This is a genomic window from Streptosporangium sp. NPDC023963 (assembly GCF_040639135.1).
Classification (GTDB): domain Bacteria; phylum Actinomycetota; class Actinomycetes; order Streptosporangiales; family Streptosporangiaceae; genus Streptosporangium.
Window position 1 is genome coordinate 118,152 of the sequence record NZ_JBEZZK010000020.1, and the last position, 18,460, is coordinate 136,611.

Below are 18,460 nucleotides of genomic sequence, written 5' to 3' on the forward strand. Positions count from 1 at the left end.
CTTGATGGACGATGCCGTTGATTAGGCATTCAAAGAGGTTTAGTACCCTTTGCAGGCATCAATCATCCACGTTCGGTGATGTGGCGAACGCGGAGAGTCGCCGAATGGCGGGGTGGGCCAGGGCCTGGTCGCGAGCACGACCGGCGCGGTGAGACGGCGGGTGAACGTCGACCCGACGACGTTCCGGGCCCGCCGGCCGGGCGGTTCATCGCTCGCTCGGTGCTGCTTTAGCGGGCGCCGTTGGCGTTCCGACGCGGAAGGCCGGCGTGCCGGCCGGTCCGCGCGTTCTGGGGTGGGAGCTGAACCTGGGCGGGGACGGCGTGGTGTCCGGCGGGCGCCACGGACCTTCCCGCGGTGTGCGGGCACTGTGCGGAACCGGCGTTGACAAGCTGAGGCATCCTCGATTTAACTTGCGAACATAACGTGAGGAAGCCTCCGCATGTACGCGAACAGGATGCTTCCACATGTGCGAACAGGATGAAGGAGAGGGCATTGCCTGAGGGAATCGCGGTCTCGGTGCACGACACCGCGCCGGTCTGGCGCGGCGACACGGCGGGTGACGCGCTGCGCCGTTCGATCGACCTGGCCAAGGCCGTGGAGGCGCTCGGTTACCGGCGCCACTGGGTGGCCGAACACCACAACACGCCGGCACTGGCGGCGTCGAGCCCGGCGGTGCTCGCCGGGCCCATCCTGGAGGCGACCTCCAGCATCCGGGTCGGCTCGGGCGCGGTGCTGCTGCCGAACCACTCGCCCCTGGTGGTCGCCGAGCAGTTCGGGGTCCTGGCCGGTCTCTACCCCGGCCGGGTCGACCTGGGACTCGGGCGCGCCCCGGGCGGCTCGGGCGAGGTGGCGGCCCGCATCGGCGACCCGCGCCGGCTGGACTTCGGCGACGCGCTGAACGAGCTGCGCGAGTACTTCGCCGGGGGCAGCGGCGGCGTGCGTGCGATCCCGGAGGCCGCGATCCCGCCCGAGCTGTGGATGGTGGGCTCCAGCGCCGGCAGCGGCGCCTACGCGGGCCGGGCGGGCCTGCCCTACGTATACGCGCACGCGATCGTGGGGGGCGGCGCCCCCGAGGCGCTCGACGCCTACCGGCGGGCCTTCCGGCCCTCGCCGTGGCTGCCCGAACCGCACGCGTGCGTGGCGGTGATCGTCGTCGCCGCGGACACCGACGAGCGGGCGTACCGGCTGGCCTCCTCCTTCGTGTTCGGCCAGATCCTGATGCGCACCGTGGACCCGGCCACCGTGCTCCCCACCGAGGCGGAGACGGCCGCGCACACGTTCACCCCGCAGGAGGAGCGCTTCCTGCGGGAGAGGATCGAGCCGCAGTTCGTCGGCTCCCCGGACCGGATCGCCCCCCGCCTGGCCGGGCTGCTGCGGCAGACCCGCACCGACGAGCTGTTCGTGCTCACCCAGGTGCCCGACCACGCCGCCCGGATCCGCTCGTACGAGCTGCTCGCCAAGGTCGTCTCATCCCTGTAGGCCCGCACGGGCCGGTGCGCCCCGGCGCCGCCCCCCGCGCTCCGTCGGCGCGGACGGAAAACACTATAAAACTATCTGGTCGGTTGGTTTTTATCACCATCCATCGACGAGGGATCGCGCGGTGCGCCCGGTCACCCGTTGCCGGGGACGGGCGGGTCGGGGCCCGCTCAGGGCTCCCGGTCGCGCGTGGTGATCCCTTCCAGGAAGAGGCGGAGGATGCGAGGGCTGCCGTCCCTGCCGGGCAGGGACTGCTCGCGCACCCAGGCGACGCCGCTGAGGACGGCGAAGAGCTCGTCGGGGGTCAGGTCGGCGCGCACCAGGCCGGCGGCCTGCGCGGCGCGGAGCAGGTCCGCGCCGCCGTGGTGCATCGCGCTGCACATGGCGTGCGAGGGGGTCCCCTCGTCGTACATGCTCTGCGCGAGGATGCCGACCAGCCCGCGGAAGGTGCTGAAGTGCCGTACGGCCCGCTCCATCCACTCCGACAGCGCCAGTAGCGGGTCTGGGGAGGAGGCCAGCCGCTCGGCGTGGGCGACGAGGTCGGCCAGCCCGTCCCTGGTGGCGGCCTCCACCAGCGAGGCGCGGGCGGGGAAGTGCCGGTACAGCGTGCCGATCGCCACGCCGGCCTGGGCGGCGATGCTCTCCAGCGACGCCTCGGAGCCGTCGGCCTCGAACGCCTTGCGGGCCGCGGCCAGGATCGCGTCGTAGTTGCGCCGGCCGTCGGCCCGTCTGGGGCGTTGGGCGATGTGGGGCGTACCGGTCGTCATCGAACCTCCCGCTTGACATACTGAGGCGCCCTCAGCTTGACTCTTCTCATCCAAGCTGAGACTTCCTCAGTATAGCTCCGGCCTCTAACCTGAGGGTTCCTCGGTATGTGCTGGGTGATCGGCCCTGGAGGTCCCATGAGTACCGACAGCGTCTCCGACGGCGTTTCCGACAGCGTCTCCGACGGTGTTCCGGCCCGGGACGCCCCCGCCCGGCCGTGGGCCCTCGCGCTCACCGCGATAGTCGGCGCGGAGTTCATGTTGCAGCTCGACGGCACCATCGTGAACGTCGCGCTGCCGACCCTGCAGTCCGATCTGGGACTCTCGATCACCGGCGGATCGTGGGTGCCGAACGGTTTCCTGCTCGCCTTCGGCGGGCTCCTGCTGCTCGCGGGCCGGCTCGGCGACGTGCTCGGCCACCGCCGGGTCTTCCTCGCCGGAATCGGGCTGGTCGTCGTGGCCTCGCTGCTGGCCGGCCTCGCGCCCAACCTGGAGGTCCTGCTGCTCGGCCGGGTCCTGCAGGGTGCCGGCGCGGCGATCGCCGGCCCGACCGGCCTGGCGCTGCTGGCGATCATCTTCGAGGGGGAGCGCCGGCAGCGTGCCTTCGGCCTGTACTCCACCGTCACCGGGCTGGGCGCCTCCGCCGGCATGGTCCTGGGCGGCGTGCTGACCTGGGCGGGGGACTGGCGCTGGAGCCTGCTGGTCAACGTGCCCATCGGCCTGGTCATCATCGCCGTCTCCGTCAAGGTGCTGGGGCTGCGTGACGAGGCCACCCGGTCGCGCCCGCTCGGCCTGCCGAGCGCCCTGCTGGGCACCGTGGCCGTCACCGCCGCCGTTTACGGGCTGGTACGCGCGGCCGAGAACGGCTGGGGCGAGACCGGGGCACTGATCTCACTGGGCGCGGCGGTCGTGCTGGCGGCGGCGCTGCTGGTATGGGACCGGCGCACCGAGGAGCCGCTTCTGCCGCTGGTGGTCTTCGCCGGCAGGCAACGGGCGGGAGCCCTGCTGTGCCTGCTGCTGCTCGCGGCGGTGCTCACCGGCTTCCTGATCTACCTGGTCCAGTACCTGCAGGGTGTGCTCGGGCTGGACGCGCTGCGGAGCGGGCTGGCCATCCTGCCCTTCGGCCTGGCGCTGCTCGCCGTCACCCAGCTGCTCACCAGGCACATCGCGTCCGTGAGCCTGCAGGCCCGCGCGGTGCTCGGCCTGGTCGTGGTGCTGGCAGGGGTGGCGTGGCTGACCCGTCTCGGCGCCGACAGCACCTACCTGGCCGGCGTGCTCCCGGCGCTCGTCGTGATGGGACTCGGCGTCGGCGTGGCCATCATCCCGTTCAATATGATCATTCTGACCACCGCCCCGCCCGAGTACGCGGGTGTCACCGCCGGCCTGCTGCAGACGGCGCTGACCATCGGCGGGTCGCTGGGCCTGGCGGCCCTGCTGATCCCGTTCACCGGGGGCGCCGGCGGCGTCGCGGAGAACATCTCGACGGTGTTCGCCTGGGCCTGCGCGGCGATAGCGCTGGCCCTGGCGGTGGCGCTGCTCTTCTGGTTCGGTCCCGGGGCGCGCCGGGCCGAACCGGCCCGGGGCTGAGCGGGACGTGAGCGCCGGCACCGTCCTGCGAGGGGGACGGTGCCGGTGGTCCCCCGGTGGCTCAGCCCGCGATCGCGTAATCGGTGTCCGCTTCGAGGATCGCGAACTGCAGCCTGCGCATCGTCCTGCGCGGATCGAGGCCGAGTTCCTCCCGCAGCGCCTGCCGGGCGGACTGGAAGACCTCCAGCGCCTCGGCCCGCCGGCCGGAGCGGTAGAGGGCCGGAATGAGGTGCTCGCGGAGGTTCTCGTTCAGCGGGTACTCCTCGACCCACGCCGACAGGTCGCCGATCAGCTCCCGGTGCCTTCCGAGCCGCAGCGAGCAGCGCGCGACCGTCTCCAGGCGCTCCAGCCGCACCTCCTCCGCCCACCGGGCGAAGGTGCCCACGATGAGCCCGTTGTTGATCCCCGTCAGGACCGGCCCGCGGAACAGGCCCGCGGCGGCGGCGGAGACGCCCAGCGCCCGCTCCGGATCGGTCTCCGGCACGGCCCGTCCCTCGGCGTGCAGGGCCCGGAGGAGGAACACGTCGACCGACGACTTCTTTGTCGGCTGAAGCCATTCTTGCGACGGATGAGCTGGTTGCCATCAGCGGAAACGCGTACGACCCCACCGCCGAGTGCGTAGTCGCCGTGGTCGCCGTGGTCGCCGTGGTCACCGTCTCCGCCGATCACCGCGATGCGCCCGCTCCCTCCGCGACCGCCGTGACCACCGCGCTCCGGGTGGCCCCGCCCTGCCCCGCCCCGTCCCGCCCCGCCCCGCCCGGCGAGCCGCCGTACGGCGCGGGTCACGGCGCGGACGCGAAGACGGTCACGTTCGCGAGGGCGGTCGGCGGCTCGGTCCGGGGCTCTCACTCATGCCCCGCCCTCGCCGTCGGGGTCTCCCGCGAGGGCCCGCGCGGCCGCCGCGTCGCGCTCGCTCATGCCCTCGTAGCCGCTGCGCCGGTGCTGCTCGGCCTGGTCGTCGATCCACCGGCCGTGCGCCTCCCACGCCGCCTGCTTGCTCGTGCCCAGGGCCGCGCCGATCTGCGACCACGACGCGCCCGCGGCCCGCGCGGACCGTACGGCGAGCTGGCGCCCGTAGCCCGCCTTGCGCGCGACCACCTCCCCGAGCGCGAGAAGCTCCAGCACCTCGTCGCGGGTGAGGGGCGGCACCTCGGGATCGGCGGGGTCATCGGGGTCGTCGGGGTGCTCCCCGCCGGTGGCGTCGCCCGCCGCCGGAGCCAGTGCGTCGCGCACCCGGAGCTCGTCGTAGCGGGCGGCGGCGGTCAGGAGTGTGAAGTCGCCTTCGAGGCTGTCCGGCGTGTACATGCCCCCAGCTTCTCGTCAAGGTGGCTTGACGTCAAGAGGGCCTGACGGCGCATCGCCGCCGGGAGCGGAGATGGCACCACGGAGAATGCCCCGGCCTTCGCGTGGCGTGACGAAGGGAGGCGTGACGAAGGGAGGCGTGATGAAGGGAGGTCGGGGCGGTGGAATGTCGAGATCGCGGAGAAGGCTGGGAATCGCCCGACACCCCGCCGGCGCCGCGCCGTCCCCCGTGCGAGGGCATGATCGCGTGCTCGGATTGCGCCCGTGAAAAGAAGAGGTAAATCGAAGCCCTCAGAAAGGATAATGATCTTCACGATTGGGCAGAACGTCCGCACACGGCTTGCGTTCCGGGGAGGTGATGCATGGCCTGGTCACAAGACGAGGAGCGCATGCTGCTGCAGATCGAGCGCCACCTCATCGACGAGGACCCACGACTCGCCGCGCGGCTGGAGTCGTTCAACGAGCGTGTCCAGCGCAAGGAGGGCGGTGGCCGCGGGCGTGGCACCGGGAAGGGACGAGGGCGGTCCGCCAGGCGTCTCCGCCGCTCCACGGTCATCATCATGTTCAGCTGGTTGCTGATCGCGACACTGATCATCACGCTTCTCGTCATGGTCCTGCGTCACGAGGCGGTCGCGGCCCTCCCGCTGTGATCGCGGCCGCCGCGTCACCCCGCCACCGCGGCCGCCGCCGTGATCGCCGGGGTGCGGGTGACGGCGGCGGGTGGCGCGGTGCGGGGCGCGTGGAGACCGGGAACGGCCGGAGGGCGTCGGGGCACGATGCCGGTCGCCCCGGTCGTGCGGGGCGACGGCGGGCCGGTCAGTGCTCGGGGTTGAGCGCGTTGCCGATGAACATCGCGGTCAGCAGCGTGAACAGGAACGCCTGCAGGAACTGGACGAACATCTCCAGGGCCGTGATGACGATCGCCATCAGCACGCCGGCCACGCCGACCGGCACGCCCGGCAAAGTGGGTTCCTCGAACAGGAACCAGAAGCCGACCATGCTGAAGAACGCCAGGATGAGATGGCCCGCGAACATGTTGGCGGCCAGCCGCAGCATGTGCGCGAACAGCGAGTTCACGAAGGTGGAGAGCAGCTCCAGCGGGATGACCAGCACGTACGCCAGAACGGGCAGCCCGCGAGGGATCAGCCCGCGGAGATAGCCGGCGACGCCGTGCCGCGTGACGCCGAGATAGATCTTCAGGACGTAGACGCTCACGGCGATCACCGCGGGGAAGGCCAGGAACGAGGAGACGGGGAGCTGGACGAGCGGGACCACCCCCATCAGGTTCCAGATCCAGACCAGGAAGAAGACGCTGAGCAGCAGGCCCATCCACCGGTCGGTGTCCTTGCCGAGAAACGGCCGGGCCGCGTGGTCGCGGACGAACACGTAGCCCAGCTCGACCACGTTCTGCAGGCCGCGCGGCACCACCTTGGGGTTGGCGAAGGCGGCCCAGCAGACGCCGCAGACCAGGGCCGCGGCCAGGACGGCCATCAGGATCGGTTTGGTCAGCCAGTACGGCGCGCCCGCCCACAGCGGGGGGAAGTCGAACAGCTCCAGGCCGGGCGCCTGAAACCTGGGCGGCGCGGGCGACCCGGGCGACGCGGGCGATGTGAAGGATTCGAGTGATGAGGTGATCAGGATCGTCATGAGGCGGTCCCAACGGCAGGGGGATACTTTGTGAAGGCTTTCACATGACCCCGCGAGCGCGACAATACCTTGCAGGTAATGATCGACTCAGAGGTGAGGGGAACGCTCCGGCACCGGTCCCGCAGGCTCCCCTCGCCGCGGGTCACCCTGGGAGGAACCCTGCCCCCCGGGAGGGCACCGCCGACCGGGAACGCCGTCCCGGGGAGAACACCGCCGGCCGGGAACGCCGTCACCTGAGAGCACCGCCGGCCGAGGGCGCCGCCGACCGAGAGCGTTACCGGCTGAGAGCGTTACCGGCCGAGGGCGCCGCCGGCTGAGGGCGCCACCAGTCGAGAGCGTTACCGGCCGAGAGCGCCGTCAGCCGAGGGCGCGCAGGAAGTCGGCGGCCACCGGGGCGGCGACCGCGCCGCCGCCCGAGCCCTCCTCGACGATCACCGCGAAGGCCACCTCGCCGCGGAAGCCGATGAACCAGGCGTGGGTCTTCAGATCGCCCTGCGCGCCGTACTCGGCGGTCCCGGTCTTGCCCCGGGTTCCCTGCGGCAGGCTCGCGTTCTTGGCGGTGCCCTTGGTGACGACCGCGGACATCATCCGGTGCATGTCCGGCACGACGGCCTCAGGCAGGGCCTGCGGCCGAGCCTTCTGCTTGATCGAGGGGACCAGGGTCGGCGGGCGCCAGGTGCCGTCGGCCAGCGCGGCGGCGACCGAGGCCATCATCAGCGGGCTGGCGGTGATCCGTCCCTGGCCGAACGACTCCGCGGCCAGTTCCGCGTCGCTCTCGGCCCTGGGGAAGCTGCCCTTGGCGGCCGCGACACCGATGTCGAGCGGCTTGTTGAAACCGAACAGCTCGGCGGTGCTCAACAGCTTGTCGGCGCCCAGCCGCTCCTTGACCAGCGGGGCGATGGTGGTGTTGCAGGAGTAGGCGAACGAGTCGGACAGCGACACCGAGCCGTAGGCGGCGTGCTCGGAGTTGCGGATCGGCAGGCCGCCGACCGTGACGTTCTTGGGGCAGGTGACCCGATCACCGGGGTTCATCCCCTCGGCCAGCAGCCCCACGGTGGTGACCGCCTTGAAGGTCGAGCCGGGCGGGTAGTTGCCGTCCAGGGCGCGGTTGAAGCCGCCCTGGTTGTTCACCACCGCGAGGATCTCGCCGGACGAGGGTCTGATCGCGACCAGGGCGGCGGTCTTCTTCAGGTCGCGGACGGCCTCGACCGCGGCCCGCTGGACCCGCATGTCCAGGGTGGTCTCCAGGGCCTCGCCGCTCCTGCCCTCGACCGTGCCGAGCTTCTTGACCGTCTTCTTGTCCGGGCCGACGAGCTCGATCTCGGTGTCCGGGGTGCCGGCCAGACGCTCCTGGAAGGTGTGCTGCAATCCGCTCGCGCCGACCGCGTCACCCACCTTGTAGGGGACGCCCAGCTTCGCGACGCTCTTCGCCGTGGCCTTCTCCAGGTAGCCGACGAGCTGCTGCACCGAGCCGCCCACGTCGGCGCCGTCGATGCGCTCGCCGTCCGCCGAGGTGATCGCGGCCCGTTCGGGCCACTTCGTCTTCAGCGCGAAGGCGGTGGTCGCGGTCAGGTCGGGGTGGACGGCGCTGGGCGACCACTTGACCCGCCAGTGCCGGTCGACGACCGCCAGGTCGACGTTGCCGGAGTAACTCCACTCGCCGACGTCCTTGAGCCGCAGCGTGGCGGTGTAGGAGGCCTGTCCCGTGCCGTCCCCGGTCTCGCGCACCCCGTCGAGCCGTACCGTCGTGCTCTCCACCGCGAGGGCCTTGCGCATGCCGTCGTACGCCTTGGCGAACGCCGGGTCCGGCGTTCCGAGCTCGGCGCGCATGCCCGCCAGGTTGCCGCTCTGCCAGGCGCCGACGAACCGCTCCGCGGTCTCCTGGGGAGTTCCCCTGGTGTGCAGGTACCACCAGGCGCCGCCGCCGGCGGCCCCCGCCACCAGCACGACGGCTGCCGATGTGATCGCGATCGTCTTGCCCCGTGCCACCTGATCCCCCAGTTCTCTTTTCCCCAGGGCCGCAGCCTAGCGTGACCAACGCGACATATATGGATAAATGGTCACTTGGCCTGTGTGCGACTAGGTGCGTAGCTCGTCACGTACTCCTGGCCGGACAGCTCCTGGATCGCGAACATGATCTCGTCGGTCACCCTGCGCCGGTCGCGCGCGCTCGTCTCGGAGCCGGTGAAGGTCATCGGCTTGCCGATGCGGACGTTCACCCGGCCGAGCCTGGGCCTCGCGGCGCCGATCGGCAGCACCTCGCCGGTGCCCTCCATCGCCACCGGGAGCACCGGCGCGCCGGTGGCCAGGGCCAGCCAGGCGACGCCCACCTTGCCCCGGTAGAGGCGCCCGTCGGGGGAGCGGGTGCCTTCCGGGTAGATGCCGAACAGCTCGCCGTTCCCGAGCACCTCCGCCGCCGCGTCGAGCATGTCCTGGGCCGAGGTGGGGCTCTGCCGGTCGATGCTGATCTGGCCGGTGGCGCGCATCCACATCGCGGTGACGGGATTGCCGGTGAAGTACTCGGACTTGGCGACGAAGCGCACCTGACGCTTGAGCACCAGGGGCAGGAAGGTCGAGTCGAGGATCGACAGGTGGTTGGAGGCCATGATGGCCGGACCCGTGACGGGAACGTGCTCGTGCCCGGTGACCGAGGTCGGCCAGAGCAGGTGCAGGACCGGGCCGCCGACGATCTTGGTCAGGCGATAGAGCACGGGCTCTCCTCATGAGACGGGTTACCCAACACTAGGTGGTGGCCCGGCGGCCGACGGTTGTACGCACCCGCACAAGCGGAGCGCCCAGGTTTGTAGCCCTCCTCCATCGCCGCCGCTCTTTTCCAGGGCGAAGCCGGTGAAAACCCCCACCGGTCACGGAGGAAAAGAAACGCCCCGCGGGCCGGGAGGGCTCACGGGGCGTGACGTTTGGTGCCGATGTGGCGGTCGCCTCCTCGGCGAGAGGCACAACACGGCTCCAGCCGAACGGTATTCCGTGAAGGCGGTAATTTGCGGCCCGGGGGACACAAACCACATCGGCACGATCACTCTAACGGACGTCTGCCGCAGGTTATTCCGATTTGAGGTCACCGGCGTGTCCGGCGGGGCCCTCCGGCCCGGAGATCCGCAGGTCACAGCCCTCGTCGACGGTCTTGGAGAACCGCGGGCCGGGGCCGTGACCATCGGCCCGGCGGGTCCGCCGGGCTCGGCGCCACGGGAGCGGCGGGAGCGGCGGGGAGCGGAGAGAGCGGAGCCGGACCTGGGGTGCGGGGAGAGGCCGGGTACGGGGGTCCGGCGCCCCCGCGGGGGCGCCGGGAGCCGCCCGTCCCGCCCGTCCCGCCGGTCGGGCGTCCGGCCGGGCGGGCCGGGCCGCCTCTGCGACCTCCCGGGCCGTCATGGCCACCCCGGCCCCGGCGTCGCCCCGGCGTCGAGGGTCCGGTGTCGATTAAAACGTGTTACTCGATCTAGGTGAGACCTTCTCCGAGGCCGGCGCCCGGTCCGGTCGCGCCCCACCTGCGGGATGGCGTAACGCATTGGAAACGAGGCTTTCATTCCCCATTGACAAGGGAGGCGGCCGGGATTAGCGTCCGCTCATTCTACTAAAACGTTTTTAGGAGATGAAGGGGTGGCGCGGTGACCGTACCGGACGAGGGAGAGGCGCCACTCCGACCGCCCTCCGGCGAGCCCCCTCCGGTCCTGGCGCTGGCCGGGGTGAGCAAGGCGTTCGGCGCCGTGCGGGCGCTGCGCGACGTCTCCCTCGACCTCTACGCGGGAGAGGCGCACGCGCTCGCAGGGGAGAACGGCGCGGGCAAGTCCACCCTGGTGAAGATCCTGGCGGGGGTGCACCGCCCGGACAGCGGGCAGGTCCTGCTCGACGGCGAGCCGGTGGAGTTCGGCAACCCCGCCGACGCCCAGCGGGCGGGTGTGGCGGTGATCTACCAGGAGCCCACGATGTTCCCCGACCTGTCGGTCGCCGAGAACATCTTCATCGGCCGCCAGCCCAGGAGCACGCTCGGCCGGATCGACCGCGGGGCCATGCGCGCCCGCGCCGCGGAGCTGTTCGCCGGGCTGGGCGTGGCCCTCGACCCCGAGCAGCCGGCCCGCGGGCTGTCCATCGCCGACCAGCAACTCGTCGAGATCGCCAAGGCGCTGTCGCGGGACGCGCGGGTGCTGGTCATGGACGAGCCCACCGCGGCGCTGTCGGGCAACGAGGTGGCCCGGCTGTTCAACGTGGTCAAGGCGCTGCGCGAGCAGGGGTGCGCGGTCCTGTTCATCTCGCACCGCCTGGACGAGATCTTCGAGCTCTGCCAGCGGGTCACCACGCTGCGCGACGGCGCCTGGATCGCCGGCGAGCCGGTCGCGGGCCTGACGCACGAGCACCTGATCCGCCGGATGGTCGGCCGCGACCTCGACACCCTCTACCCCAAGCAGGAGACCGAGGCCGGCGAGGTGGCGCTCAAGGTCGACCGGCTCACCCGGGAAGGCGTGTTCACCGACGTCTCCTTCGAGGTGCGGCGGGGCGAGATCGTGGCCCTCGCCGGACTGGTCGGGGCGGGACGCAGCGAGGTCGCCCGCGCGATCTTCGGCGTGGACCGCTGGGACGCCGGGACCGTCGAGGTGAACGGCAAGCGGCTGCCCGCCGCGTCCCCGACCGCCGCGATGTCCGCGGGCCTGGCCCTGGTCCCCGAGGACCGGCGCCAGCAGGGCCTGGTGATGGACCACTCCATCGAGCGCAACATCGGGATCACCGGCCTGAGGGCGCTGCGCCGCGGCCCGGTGATCTCCCGCGCCGCCGAGCGCGACCGCGCCCGCGACTGGGCGATCCGGCTCCAGCTCAAGTTCAACCGGCTGTCGGACGCGGCCAACGTGCTCTCCGGCGGCAACCAGCAGAAGGTCGTGCTGGGCAAGTGGCTCGCCACCGGCCCCGACGTGCTCATCATCGACGAGCCCACCCGGGGCATCGACGTGGGGACCAAGGCCGAGGTGCACCGGCTCCTGTCCCAGCTGGCCGCCGACGGCCTCGCCGTACTGATGATCTCCTCCGACCTGCCCGAGGTGCTCGGCATGGCCGACCGGGTCCTGGTCATGCAGGAGGGGCGGCTCGTCGCCGAGATCCCGCGCGAGCGGGCCACAGAGGAGAGTGTCATGTCAGCGGCGACCGGGAGGGCCTCGTGATCGAGCCGAACGAGAGCCCCCGAGGACGGCGGGGCACGGGCGCCGCCGAGGGCACCGGGGGACACGTCCAGGGCGCGCGGGCGGCGGGGGAGGGCGCATGAGCGCCGTCACCGCCGGGCGGAGCGCCCGCGGCCTGGTGGACCTGGTGTTCCGGGCCCGCGAGCTGAGCATCGTGGCGGCGCTGGCCGTCCTGGTCGCGGTGACCGCGAGCACCAACGGCAACTTCCTGTCCGGGCAGGGCCTGACCGACATCTTCCTCAACGCCTCCATCCTGGTGCTGCTCGCCGTCGGCCAGTCCGTCGTCGTCATCACCCGCAACATCGACCTGTCCGCGGGCTCGGTCGTCGGCCTGGTGGCCTTCACCGTCGGCGACCTCCTGTCCGCCGACCACGGCAGGGGCATCGTCTTCGCCGTCGTGCTGGGGGTCGCGATCGGCGCGCTCTGCGGCATGATCAACGGCCTGCTGGTCAGCTTCGGCCGGGTGCCGGCCCTGGTGGTCACCCTCGGCACGCTGTACGTGATCCAGGGCGTCGACCACTACATCGCCCACGGGCGGCAGATCAACGCCGTCGACCTGCCCCCGGCGCTGCTGTCCCTGGGCAACGGCTCGGTGTTCGGGGTGCCGTACCTGCCGATCATCGCCGTCGTGGTGATGCTGGCCGTCGGCTACTACCTGCGCTCCTACGCCTCGGGCCGCGACTTCTACGCCATCGGCTCCAGCCCGGAGGCCGCGAGCCTGGCGGGCGTGCCGGTGCGGCGCCGCGTGATGGGGGCCTACCTCTTCAGCGGCGCGCTCGCGGGCCTGGCCGGGGTGCTGTGGCTGTCGCGGTTCGGCACCGTGGTCGCCGACGCCGCCAACGGCTGGGAGCTCCAGGTGGTCAGCGCCGTCGTGGTCGGCGGGGTCGCGATCACCGGCGGCGTCGGCACCGTGTACGGCGCGGCGCTCGGCGCGCTGCTGCTCACCACCATCACCAGCGCGCTGGTCGTGCTCAAGGTCAACCCGTTCTGGCAGCAGGCCATCACCGGAGCTCTGCTGCTCCTGGCGATCAGCGTCGACCGGCTGCTCGCGCTGCGGGTCGCGCGGGTACTGCGGAGGAGGAACTCCCGACATGGCTCCTGACGTGACGACCGTGAAGCCCGAGGCGCGGGCCGTGCCGCCCGCCGGCCGGCCGGAGCGCGGCTCGCTCGGCCGCCTGCTCCGCTGGGACGTGTTCGTCGGCCTGCTGCTGGTTCTCGTCTTCATCGGCGGCTCGGCCGGATCGCCCGGTTTCGCCAGTGTCGGCAACCTGTCGTTCGCGCTCGGCGACCTGGGGGAGATCGCGCTGATCGCGCTGGCGATGACCATGCTGGTGGTGGCCGCGGAGGTGGATCTGTCGGTGGCCTCGGTGCTGGGCCTGTCCAGCGCGCTGGTCGGCTCGCTCTGGGACGCGGGCTGGGCGATCGAGACGATCATCCCGCTGGTGGTCGTGGTGGGAGCGGTGTGCGGGCTGGTCAACGGCCTCCTGGTGACCAGGCTCGGGCTGCCCTCGCTCGCCGTCACCATCGGCACGCTGGCGCTCTACCGGGGCCTCGCCTACGTGGTGCTGGGCGACAGGGCGATCGCGGAGTTCCCGGCGCAGTACACGGAGCTGGCCGTGGGCGACGTGCCGGGCACGCCGATCCCGTACCCGGTGGCGCTGTTCGTCCTGCTGGCCGTGGTCACCGCCGTGGTGCTGCACGCCACCGGCTTCGGCCGCTCGCTGTTCGCGATCGGCGCGCAGGAGGAGGCGGCGCGGTTCGCCGGCATCCGGGTCAAGCGGATCAAGCTGATCCTGTTCGTGCTCTCGGGCACCGTCGCGGCCTTCGCCGGGGTGATCTTCACCCTGCGGTACGGCAGCGCCCGCGCCGACAACGGCATCGGGCTGGAGCTGGCCGTCATCGCCGCGGTCCTGCTGGGCGGCGTCGACTTCGACGGGGGCAGGGGCACCCTCGGCGGCGTGATCGCCGGAGTGCTGCTCATCGGCCTGCTGCGCAACCTGCTCATGCTCAACGACGTGGCGACCGAGATCCAGTCGATCGTCACCGGCCTGCTCCTGATCATCTCGGTGATCACTCCGCGTCTCGTCACGGCGGTGGCGCGGCGCAGGCACGCCAGAGCCGTCCGGGAGGCGTCACCCCAGCAGGCCGACACCTCGTGAGATGACGAGCACCGAGAGGATGAGCGCCGACACCGACTCCACGGCCATCAGGAGCTTCGCCCGTACCGACAGCGGCATGGTGTCGGTGGGGCTGAACGCGGAGGAGTTCGTCACCGACACGTAGAGGTAGTCGGCGAAGCCGGGCGTCCACCCCGACTTCGCCGACGACCGGGCCGCCACCTCGGCGACGGCGTCGTGGTCCTCGTCCTGCGGGAAGCGGAAGTCGGCCACCGGAAGGTCGCCGCCCTTCGCCTGGGTGCGCCGCACCGGCCCTCCCCGGTCGAGCTCCCAGAAGGCCAGCCCGAAGATGATGATGTTGGTCACCCACACCTGGACGGCGGCGAGCAGCAGCTGTTTGCCCTCCCTGGCCTCCCCGGACACCAGCTCGATGACGAGCAGGACCAGCGACACCCCGTTGGCCACCGCGATGACCAGGACGAGGGCGATGGACAGCCGCCTCATCAACCGGTTCTCCCGGACCATCCGCCGGGGATTGATCGCTATCAGGGGCACCAGCAGCAGCAGTTCCAGCACGGGGATGACGAAGCGCGGTCCGACGATGAGCCTGCCCGGCAGCGCCGCGTACAGCGCCGCGGCGACCACCACCGCGCACGCGGCGGGGAGCCGGGGCTCGCCCGGGTGCCCGCGCCGCTCCGACCGCTGCCTCGCGTTCACGCCGTCAGGACCGTCAGGCGCCGGTGGCCGCGGAGGCCAGGAGCGCGACCCCGCGCAGCGGCGCCACCTGCTCCTCGGTCAGGCCGTACCGCTCCTGGAGCTCGGCGACGCTGCCGTGGCTGACCAGGGTACGGCCGGACTCGTCCTGCCAGACGAGGATCTTCAGGGGCAGGTCGAGGGCGAGCAGCGGCGCGGCGACCATCAGCGGGGTGCCCGCCGCGGGGTCGCCGAAGATCACCAGCTTGGCGGGCCGCATGCTCAGCCCGGCCTCCGCGGCGGCCACGTCGTGCTCGATGACGGCGAAGAGCCTCAGCCCCCTGCTCGTGATCAGCTTTTCGAGCCGGTCGAGCGTCTCGGCGACCGAGCCTGACGAGACGCGGGTGACGGTGTTCATCGATGCCTCCGGTGCGGGAGTCCCGGCCCCCGGTCCCCGTGAGAACGGGTTCCCTGAGAGCGGCTCCCCGTGAGAGCGGGTGGGAGTGGAACAGGCCGGGGTTTCTAGAACAGGAAGGTCAGCGGCAGGCAGCACCCGAGGACGGCGACCGCGGCGCCCGCGCAGGCCGCGATCCGCGTGGTCAGCGGATCGTTGACCAGGGGGCCCATCACCGACCGGTCGCGGCAGAAGTGGACGAGCAGGAACAGCGCGACGGGCACGCCGAGCGAGATGACCACCTGGCTCACGATCAGCAGGCTGGTCAGCGGCACGCCGAGCACCAGGGCGAGGACGGCCGGTGTCATCGTCACGACGCGCCGCAGCTGGATCGGCACCCGGAGGTTCAGGAAGCCCCGCATCACCACGTCCCCCGCCAGGGTGCCCACCCCGCAGGAGGAGACCCCCGACGACAGGAGCATGACGGCGAACGCGAGGGCGGCGGCGCCGCCGACCCGGTCCAGCAACTCCGCGTGGGCGGCGAACAGGTCGCCGGTCCAGGCCCCGCCCGCGGCCGCTCCGAGCCCGGCGCCGAGGGCGATCATCGACACGTTCACGATCGTGGCGGTGCCGAGCCCGAGCAGGCAGTCGATCCGCAGGGCCCGCCGGACGGACGCGGGCTGCCGCCACGCCGCGCCGGCCGGCCATCCACGGCCCTGCACCAGCGCGGAGTGCAGGTATATGGCGTGGGGCATGACGGTGGCGCCGACGATCCCCATGGCGAGGATCAGCGAGCCGCCGCCGTCCAGGCGGGGTATCAGCCCGCCGGCCAGCTCGGTGACGGACTGCCGGCCCACCGCGAAGACGTCGTAGACGACCCCCGCCCCGACGAGCAGGAGGCTCGCGGCGCTGACGAGCTCGAACCGCCGCGTCCGGCCGTGCCGCCGCAGCTGGAGCATGAGCAGCGCCACCACGGCGGTGACCACCGCCGACATCGCGGGCGGCATTCCGAAGAGCAGCTGCATCCCGATGGCCGCGCCGACGAACTCGGCCAGGTCCGTGGCCAGTACGACCACCTCGGCCTGCAGCCACAGCAGGAGGCTGCCTCGGCGGGAGAAACGCTCGCGGCACAGCCGGGGCAGGCTCTTGCCGGTCGCCATGCCGAGCTTCGCCGCCTGGAACTGGACGAGGAGCGCGACGAGACTGGCCAGCACGACCACCCACACGAGCAGGTAGCCCGACGTCGCCCCGGCCGTCAGGTTGGTGGCCACGTTGCCGGGGTCCACGTAGGCGATCGCCGCGACGAACGCCGGTCCCAGGATCGGGGCCGCCCGCGAGCCGCCCGGCCGTGAGGGGGACCGGGGGGTCGAGGCGGGCGGGGGCAGCGTCAGCGTGCTGTCGTCGTTCATCCATGCCTCCCGGCGTGCCGTGCCTGCCGTCACCCGTGTTCGGCGGGCGTTCATCGGCGAGCGGGCATCGAGCTCCGCCTCGGCAGTGCGAAACCGCGCGACGTCCCGTGCTCGCGAGCGCATAACCGGAAAGTGTGAATTAGCGGTATATCGCAGCCTCAGTGCCGCAAAACAAAGATTACTCAGCCAAAGAATGAAGACAAGCGGCCGAGGCCTAGCGGGGGCAAATAAATAGCCTGCCTCGGGAATCCACCTCTTATATTCCTAAAGACGGCAAGTCGCATAAATGGTGATAGTCTCAAAGGTGTGTCGACCTACGCCTGCTCCCGAGCGACGGGCGATTCTCGAGGTGCCTGTCGTGGGCCTCTTCGAGTATCAGCTCAGTCAGGAACATGTCGTCCGTCGCCTGCTTCTCGGCGCCATACGCCCACGCCGCGCGCCGGTCGACTTCGTCGCGTATCGCGTGAAGCTCTTCCCGCGACCGCTGTAGTCGTGCGTACGCGGCCGCCCTCTCTTCCGCGGCGAGGGCGGCCTTGCCCTCGACCGCGATCGTGGCCCGCAGTTGCCGTAACTGCTTGCGGCCTCGCCGGATCACGGCCGTGGTCTCGTTGACATAGGTCAGCACTTCCTCCATCCGCGCCCGCAGGTACGTCAGGTGTTCCATCTCATCGTGAACTTCGCGAAGCTTGCGCTCTCGGAGTCGCATCAGATCGGTGCCGCGCGCCTTGCCCACCGCACGACGTGCTGCCACCTCCTCATTACGCAGACGTTCGAGTTGGATACCCAAAAGGTGGTATTCATACAGGTGCTCGATACAAGGCTGGTCAAAGTCCTGCGTAGTGGTGTTTATACGGATTATCTCCGCGTCGATCTCGTGCTGCGGTACGTCTGCCTGGCCGACCATGGCGAGAATCCGATCGAAGAGGTTGACGGGAATGACGGGACCAGACATTCGACGATCCTTCCTAACCGTTGCCGAGTTCGTGCAGCGCGCGTCCGAAGGCCTCGAGAGCGTCGGCGCGACCCACCGCGTCATCGCCCTGAATGGACGCGGTGGCGATCAGGAGACTGTTGCGAACAGTCTGCGACGCCTGGTTTATGTACTCCAGTCGACGTACGTCGGCGTCCAGGAGGTCGCGGGCGGCGGGCGGCAGCTTTTTGAGCTTCCTCTCGCTCTGGAGGGCGAGTGCGGCAACCTTGCGCGCTATCGTGATCACGATCTCGTCGTTGCGCCCGATCACGTGGGGAAGCGGGCCGAGCAATCCCTGGGAAACGCCTGCCTGAACCGCGGCGTCCATGTCCCGGCGCAAATCGCAGGTGTTGCCGGCGACTCTCTTGAGAGAATCGACCGCCTTCCATTCGGGCAGTGTTTTGAGAAGCCGACGCGCCTTGATGCTGTCACCGCGGCCAAGTGCCACTTTGAGATCGGCCGCGAGTTTCGCCGGATCGATCTTATGGCCCGACTCGATCGCGGCCCCGAGGAACCACAACACCGATCCCACGACAACCATAAACAGCAGTAACTCCATGACGATGATCTCTTTCGTCGATGGACCACATCGGAACGTGAGGGTATCATGCCGTACTGTAGAGCCGATTACATATAAGCGTATTGTCAGATTTGACCCTATAAGTCCTATGCGACCTTTGTTTGATGAGTTGTGCGCTGATGGCTGATTGGTTGTCAATCTTGTGACCAGGCCGCAAGGGCAGATCTTCTGTCCTCCCCTGCCGTGCCCTTCACGCGGTTCCGCTTCAGTGACCCCGCTCCGGCGAGAACGCGGGCGATCGGAATGGCCTCGCGGCTACCGTTCCGAAATGCCCGAAATACATGTATTTTCGGCATGCCGTCACGGTCCGAAGTCGTGTCGACAAGAGTTGCGCGACG

At 70.7% G+C, this 18,460-nt stretch carries 17 protein-coding genes; 6 read left to right on the forward strand and 11 right to left on the reverse strand.

Going from position 1 to position 18,460, the window contains the following annotated elements; genetic code table 11:
- Positions 1 to 492: 492 nt before the first annotated feature.
- Positions 493 to 1,479, forward strand: a complete 987-nt coding sequence (locus tag AB0F88_RS38535; RefSeq protein ID WP_362695963.1) for an LLM class flavin-dependent oxidoreductase — start codon at positions 493 to 495, stop codon at positions 1,477 to 1,479.
- A gap of 167 nt (positions 1,480 to 1,646) precedes the next feature.
- Here AB0F88_RS38535 and AB0F88_RS38540 read toward each other — a convergent pair whose 3' ends face one another.
- Complete coding sequence (locus AB0F88_RS38540; RefSeq protein WP_362695965.1) at positions 1,647 to 2,243, reverse strand: helix-turn-helix domain-containing protein; 597 nt, start codon at positions 2,241 to 2,243, stop codon at positions 1,647 to 1,649.
- Between the two features lie 135 nt (positions 2,244 to 2,378).
- Between AB0F88_RS38540 and AB0F88_RS38545 the strand changes: the two genes are divergently transcribed.
- Positions 2,379 to 3,827, forward strand: a complete 1,449-nt coding sequence (locus tag AB0F88_RS38545; protein ID WP_362695967.1) for an MFS transporter — start codon at positions 2,379 to 2,381, stop codon at positions 3,825 to 3,827.
- Between the two features lie 61 nt (positions 3,828 to 3,888).
- Here the strand turns inward: AB0F88_RS38545 and AB0F88_RS38550 are convergent, their stop codons facing one another.
- Together AB0F88_RS38550 and AB0F88_RS38555 are read right to left on the reverse strand one after the other, a co-directional pair.
- Positions 3,889 to 4,350: an AfsR/SARP family transcriptional regulator gene (locus AB0F88_RS38550; RefSeq protein WP_362695969.1), complete on the reverse strand. Its 462-nt coding sequence runs from the start codon at positions 4,348 to 4,350 to the stop codon at positions 3,889 to 3,891.
- 326 nt (positions 4,351 to 4,676) lie between these two features.
- Complete coding sequence (locus AB0F88_RS38555) at positions 4,677 to 5,132, reverse strand: hypothetical protein (RefSeq protein WP_362695971.1); 456 nt, start codon at positions 5,130 to 5,132, stop codon at positions 4,677 to 4,679.
- Between the two features lie 359 nt (positions 5,133 to 5,491).
- Between AB0F88_RS38555 and AB0F88_RS38560 the strand changes: the two genes are divergently transcribed.
- Positions 5,492 to 5,779, forward strand: coding sequence for a DUF3040 domain-containing protein (locus AB0F88_RS38560; RefSeq protein ID WP_362695973.1), 288 nt, complete (start codon positions 5,492 to 5,494; stop codon positions 5,777 to 5,779).
- A gap of 166 nt (positions 5,780 to 5,945) precedes the next feature.
- Here the strand turns inward: AB0F88_RS38560 and atpB are convergent, their stop codons facing one another.
- The 3 genes from atpB to AB0F88_RS38575 all read right to left on the reverse strand — a co-directional run bounded on the left by atpB (position 5,946) and on the right by AB0F88_RS38575 (position 9,487).
- Positions 5,946 to 6,776: a F0F1 ATP synthase subunit A gene (gene atpB, locus AB0F88_RS38565; protein ID WP_362695975.1), complete on the reverse strand. Its 831-nt coding sequence runs from the start codon at positions 6,774 to 6,776 to the stop codon at positions 5,946 to 5,948.
- A 357-nt stretch (positions 6,777 to 7,133) separates the two neighbouring features.
- Positions 7,134 to 8,765: a penicillin-binding transpeptidase domain-containing protein gene (locus AB0F88_RS38570; RefSeq protein ID WP_362695977.1), complete on the reverse strand. Its 1,632-nt coding sequence runs from the start codon at positions 8,763 to 8,765 to the stop codon at positions 7,134 to 7,136.
- 71 nt (positions 8,766 to 8,836) lie between these two features.
- Positions 8,837 to 9,487: a lysophospholipid acyltransferase family protein gene (locus AB0F88_RS38575; protein WP_362695979.1), complete on the reverse strand. Its 651-nt coding sequence runs from the start codon at positions 9,485 to 9,487 to the stop codon at positions 8,837 to 8,839.
- A 990-nt stretch (positions 9,488 to 10,477) separates the two neighbouring features.
- Here AB0F88_RS38575 and AB0F88_RS38580 point away from each other — a divergent pair.
- From AB0F88_RS38580 to AB0F88_RS38590, 3 genes are all read left to right on the forward strand, one after another.
- Positions 10,478 to 11,941: a sugar ABC transporter ATP-binding protein gene (locus AB0F88_RS38580; RefSeq protein ID WP_362696073.1), complete on the forward strand. Its 1,464-nt coding sequence runs from the start codon at positions 10,478 to 10,480 to the stop codon at positions 11,939 to 11,941.
- Between the two features lie 97 nt (positions 11,942 to 12,038).
- The gene (locus AB0F88_RS38585; RefSeq protein WP_362695981.1) at positions 12,039 to 13,061 is read left to right on the forward strand and encodes an ABC transporter permease; all 1,023 of its coding nucleotides are present in this window, start codon (positions 12,039 to 12,041) and stop codon (positions 13,059 to 13,061) included.
- Positions 13,051 to 14,118 (forward strand): ABC transporter permease, encoded by a 1,068-nt coding sequence (locus tag AB0F88_RS38590; RefSeq protein WP_362695983.1) that lies wholly within the window; start codon positions 13,051 to 13,053, stop codon positions 14,116 to 14,118. The genes AB0F88_RS38585 and AB0F88_RS38590 overlap by 11 nt, the downstream gene beginning before the upstream one ends.
- On the opposite strand, the gene AB0F88_RS38595 is transcribed toward AB0F88_RS38590, so the two are convergent.
- The 5 genes from AB0F88_RS38595 to AB0F88_RS38615 form a co-directional block, all read right to left on the reverse strand.
- Entirely contained in the window at positions 14,092 to 14,793 is a 702-nt protein-coding gene (locus AB0F88_RS38595) for a hypothetical protein (RefSeq protein ID WP_362695985.1), read from the reverse strand. The genes AB0F88_RS38590 and AB0F88_RS38595 overlap by 27 nt on opposite strands.
- Positions 14,794 to 14,806: 13 nt before the next feature.
- Entirely contained in the window at positions 14,807 to 15,187 is a 381-nt protein-coding gene (locus tag AB0F88_RS38600) for a DUF302 domain-containing protein (RefSeq protein WP_362695987.1), read from the reverse strand.
- 104 nt (positions 15,188 to 15,291) lie between these two features.
- Positions 15,292 to 16,572, reverse strand: a complete 1,281-nt coding sequence (locus AB0F88_RS38605; RefSeq protein ID WP_362695989.1) for an Nramp family divalent metal transporter — start codon at positions 16,570 to 16,572, stop codon at positions 15,292 to 15,294.
- Positions 16,573 to 16,870: 298 nt separating this feature from the next.
- Positions 16,871 to 17,524 carry a hypothetical protein gene (locus tag AB0F88_RS38610; RefSeq protein WP_362695991.1) on the reverse strand — a complete coding sequence of 218 codons (654 nt, stop codon included), beginning with the start codon at positions 17,522 to 17,524 and terminating at the stop codon, positions 16,871 to 16,873.
- 13 nt (positions 17,525 to 17,537) lie between these two features.
- Entirely contained in the window at positions 17,538 to 18,101 is a 564-nt protein-coding gene (locus AB0F88_RS38615) for a hypothetical protein (protein WP_362695993.1), read from the reverse strand.
- Positions 18,102 to 18,460: the final 359 nt, after the last annotated feature.

What these genes read in the sequence shown, in the direction of transcription:
- AB0F88_RS38545 (WP_362695967.1), top strand. Translation starts at nt 2,379, where the DNA reads ATGAGTACCGACAGCGTCTCCGACGGCGTTTCCGACAGCGTCTCCGAC.
- AB0F88_RS38540 (WP_362695965.1), bottom strand. Translation starts at nt 2,243, where the DNA reads ATGACGACCGGTACGCCCCACATCGCCCAACGCCCCAGACGGGCCGAC.
- AB0F88_RS38560 (WP_362695973.1), top strand. Translation starts at nt 5,492, where the DNA reads ATGGCCTGGTCACAAGACGAGGAGCGCATGCTGCTGCAGATCGAGCGC.
- AB0F88_RS38585 (WP_362695981.1), top strand. Translation starts at nt 12,039, where the DNA reads ATGAGCGCCGTCACCGCCGGGCGGAGCGCCCGCGGCCTGGTGGACCTG.
- AB0F88_RS38605 (WP_362695989.1), bottom strand. Translation starts at nt 16,572, where the DNA reads ATGAACGACGACAGCACGCTGACGCTGCCCCCGCCCGCCTCGACCCCC.
- AB0F88_RS38610 (WP_362695991.1), bottom strand. Translation starts at nt 17,524, where the DNA reads ATGTCTGGTCCCGTCATTCCCGTCAACCTCTTCGATCGGATTCTCGCC.
- atpB (WP_362695975.1), bottom strand. Translation starts at nt 6,776, where the DNA reads ATGACGATCCTGATCACCTCATCACTCGAATCCTTCACATCGCCCGCG.
- AB0F88_RS38600 (WP_362695987.1), bottom strand. Translation starts at nt 15,187, where the DNA reads ATGAACACCGTCACCCGCGTCTCGTCAGGCTCGGTCGCCGAGACGCTC.
- AB0F88_RS38555 (WP_362695971.1), bottom strand. Translation starts at nt 5,132, where the DNA reads ATGTACACGCCGGACAGCCTCGAAGGCGACTTCACACTCCTGACCGCC.
- AB0F88_RS38590 (WP_362695983.1), top strand. Translation starts at nt 13,051, where the DNA reads ATGGCTCCTGACGTGACGACCGTGAAGCCCGAGGCGCGGGCCGTGCCG.
- AB0F88_RS38615 (WP_362695993.1), bottom strand. Translation starts at nt 18,101, where the DNA reads ATGGAGTTACTGCTGTTTATGGTTGTCGTGGGATCGGTGTTGTGGTTC.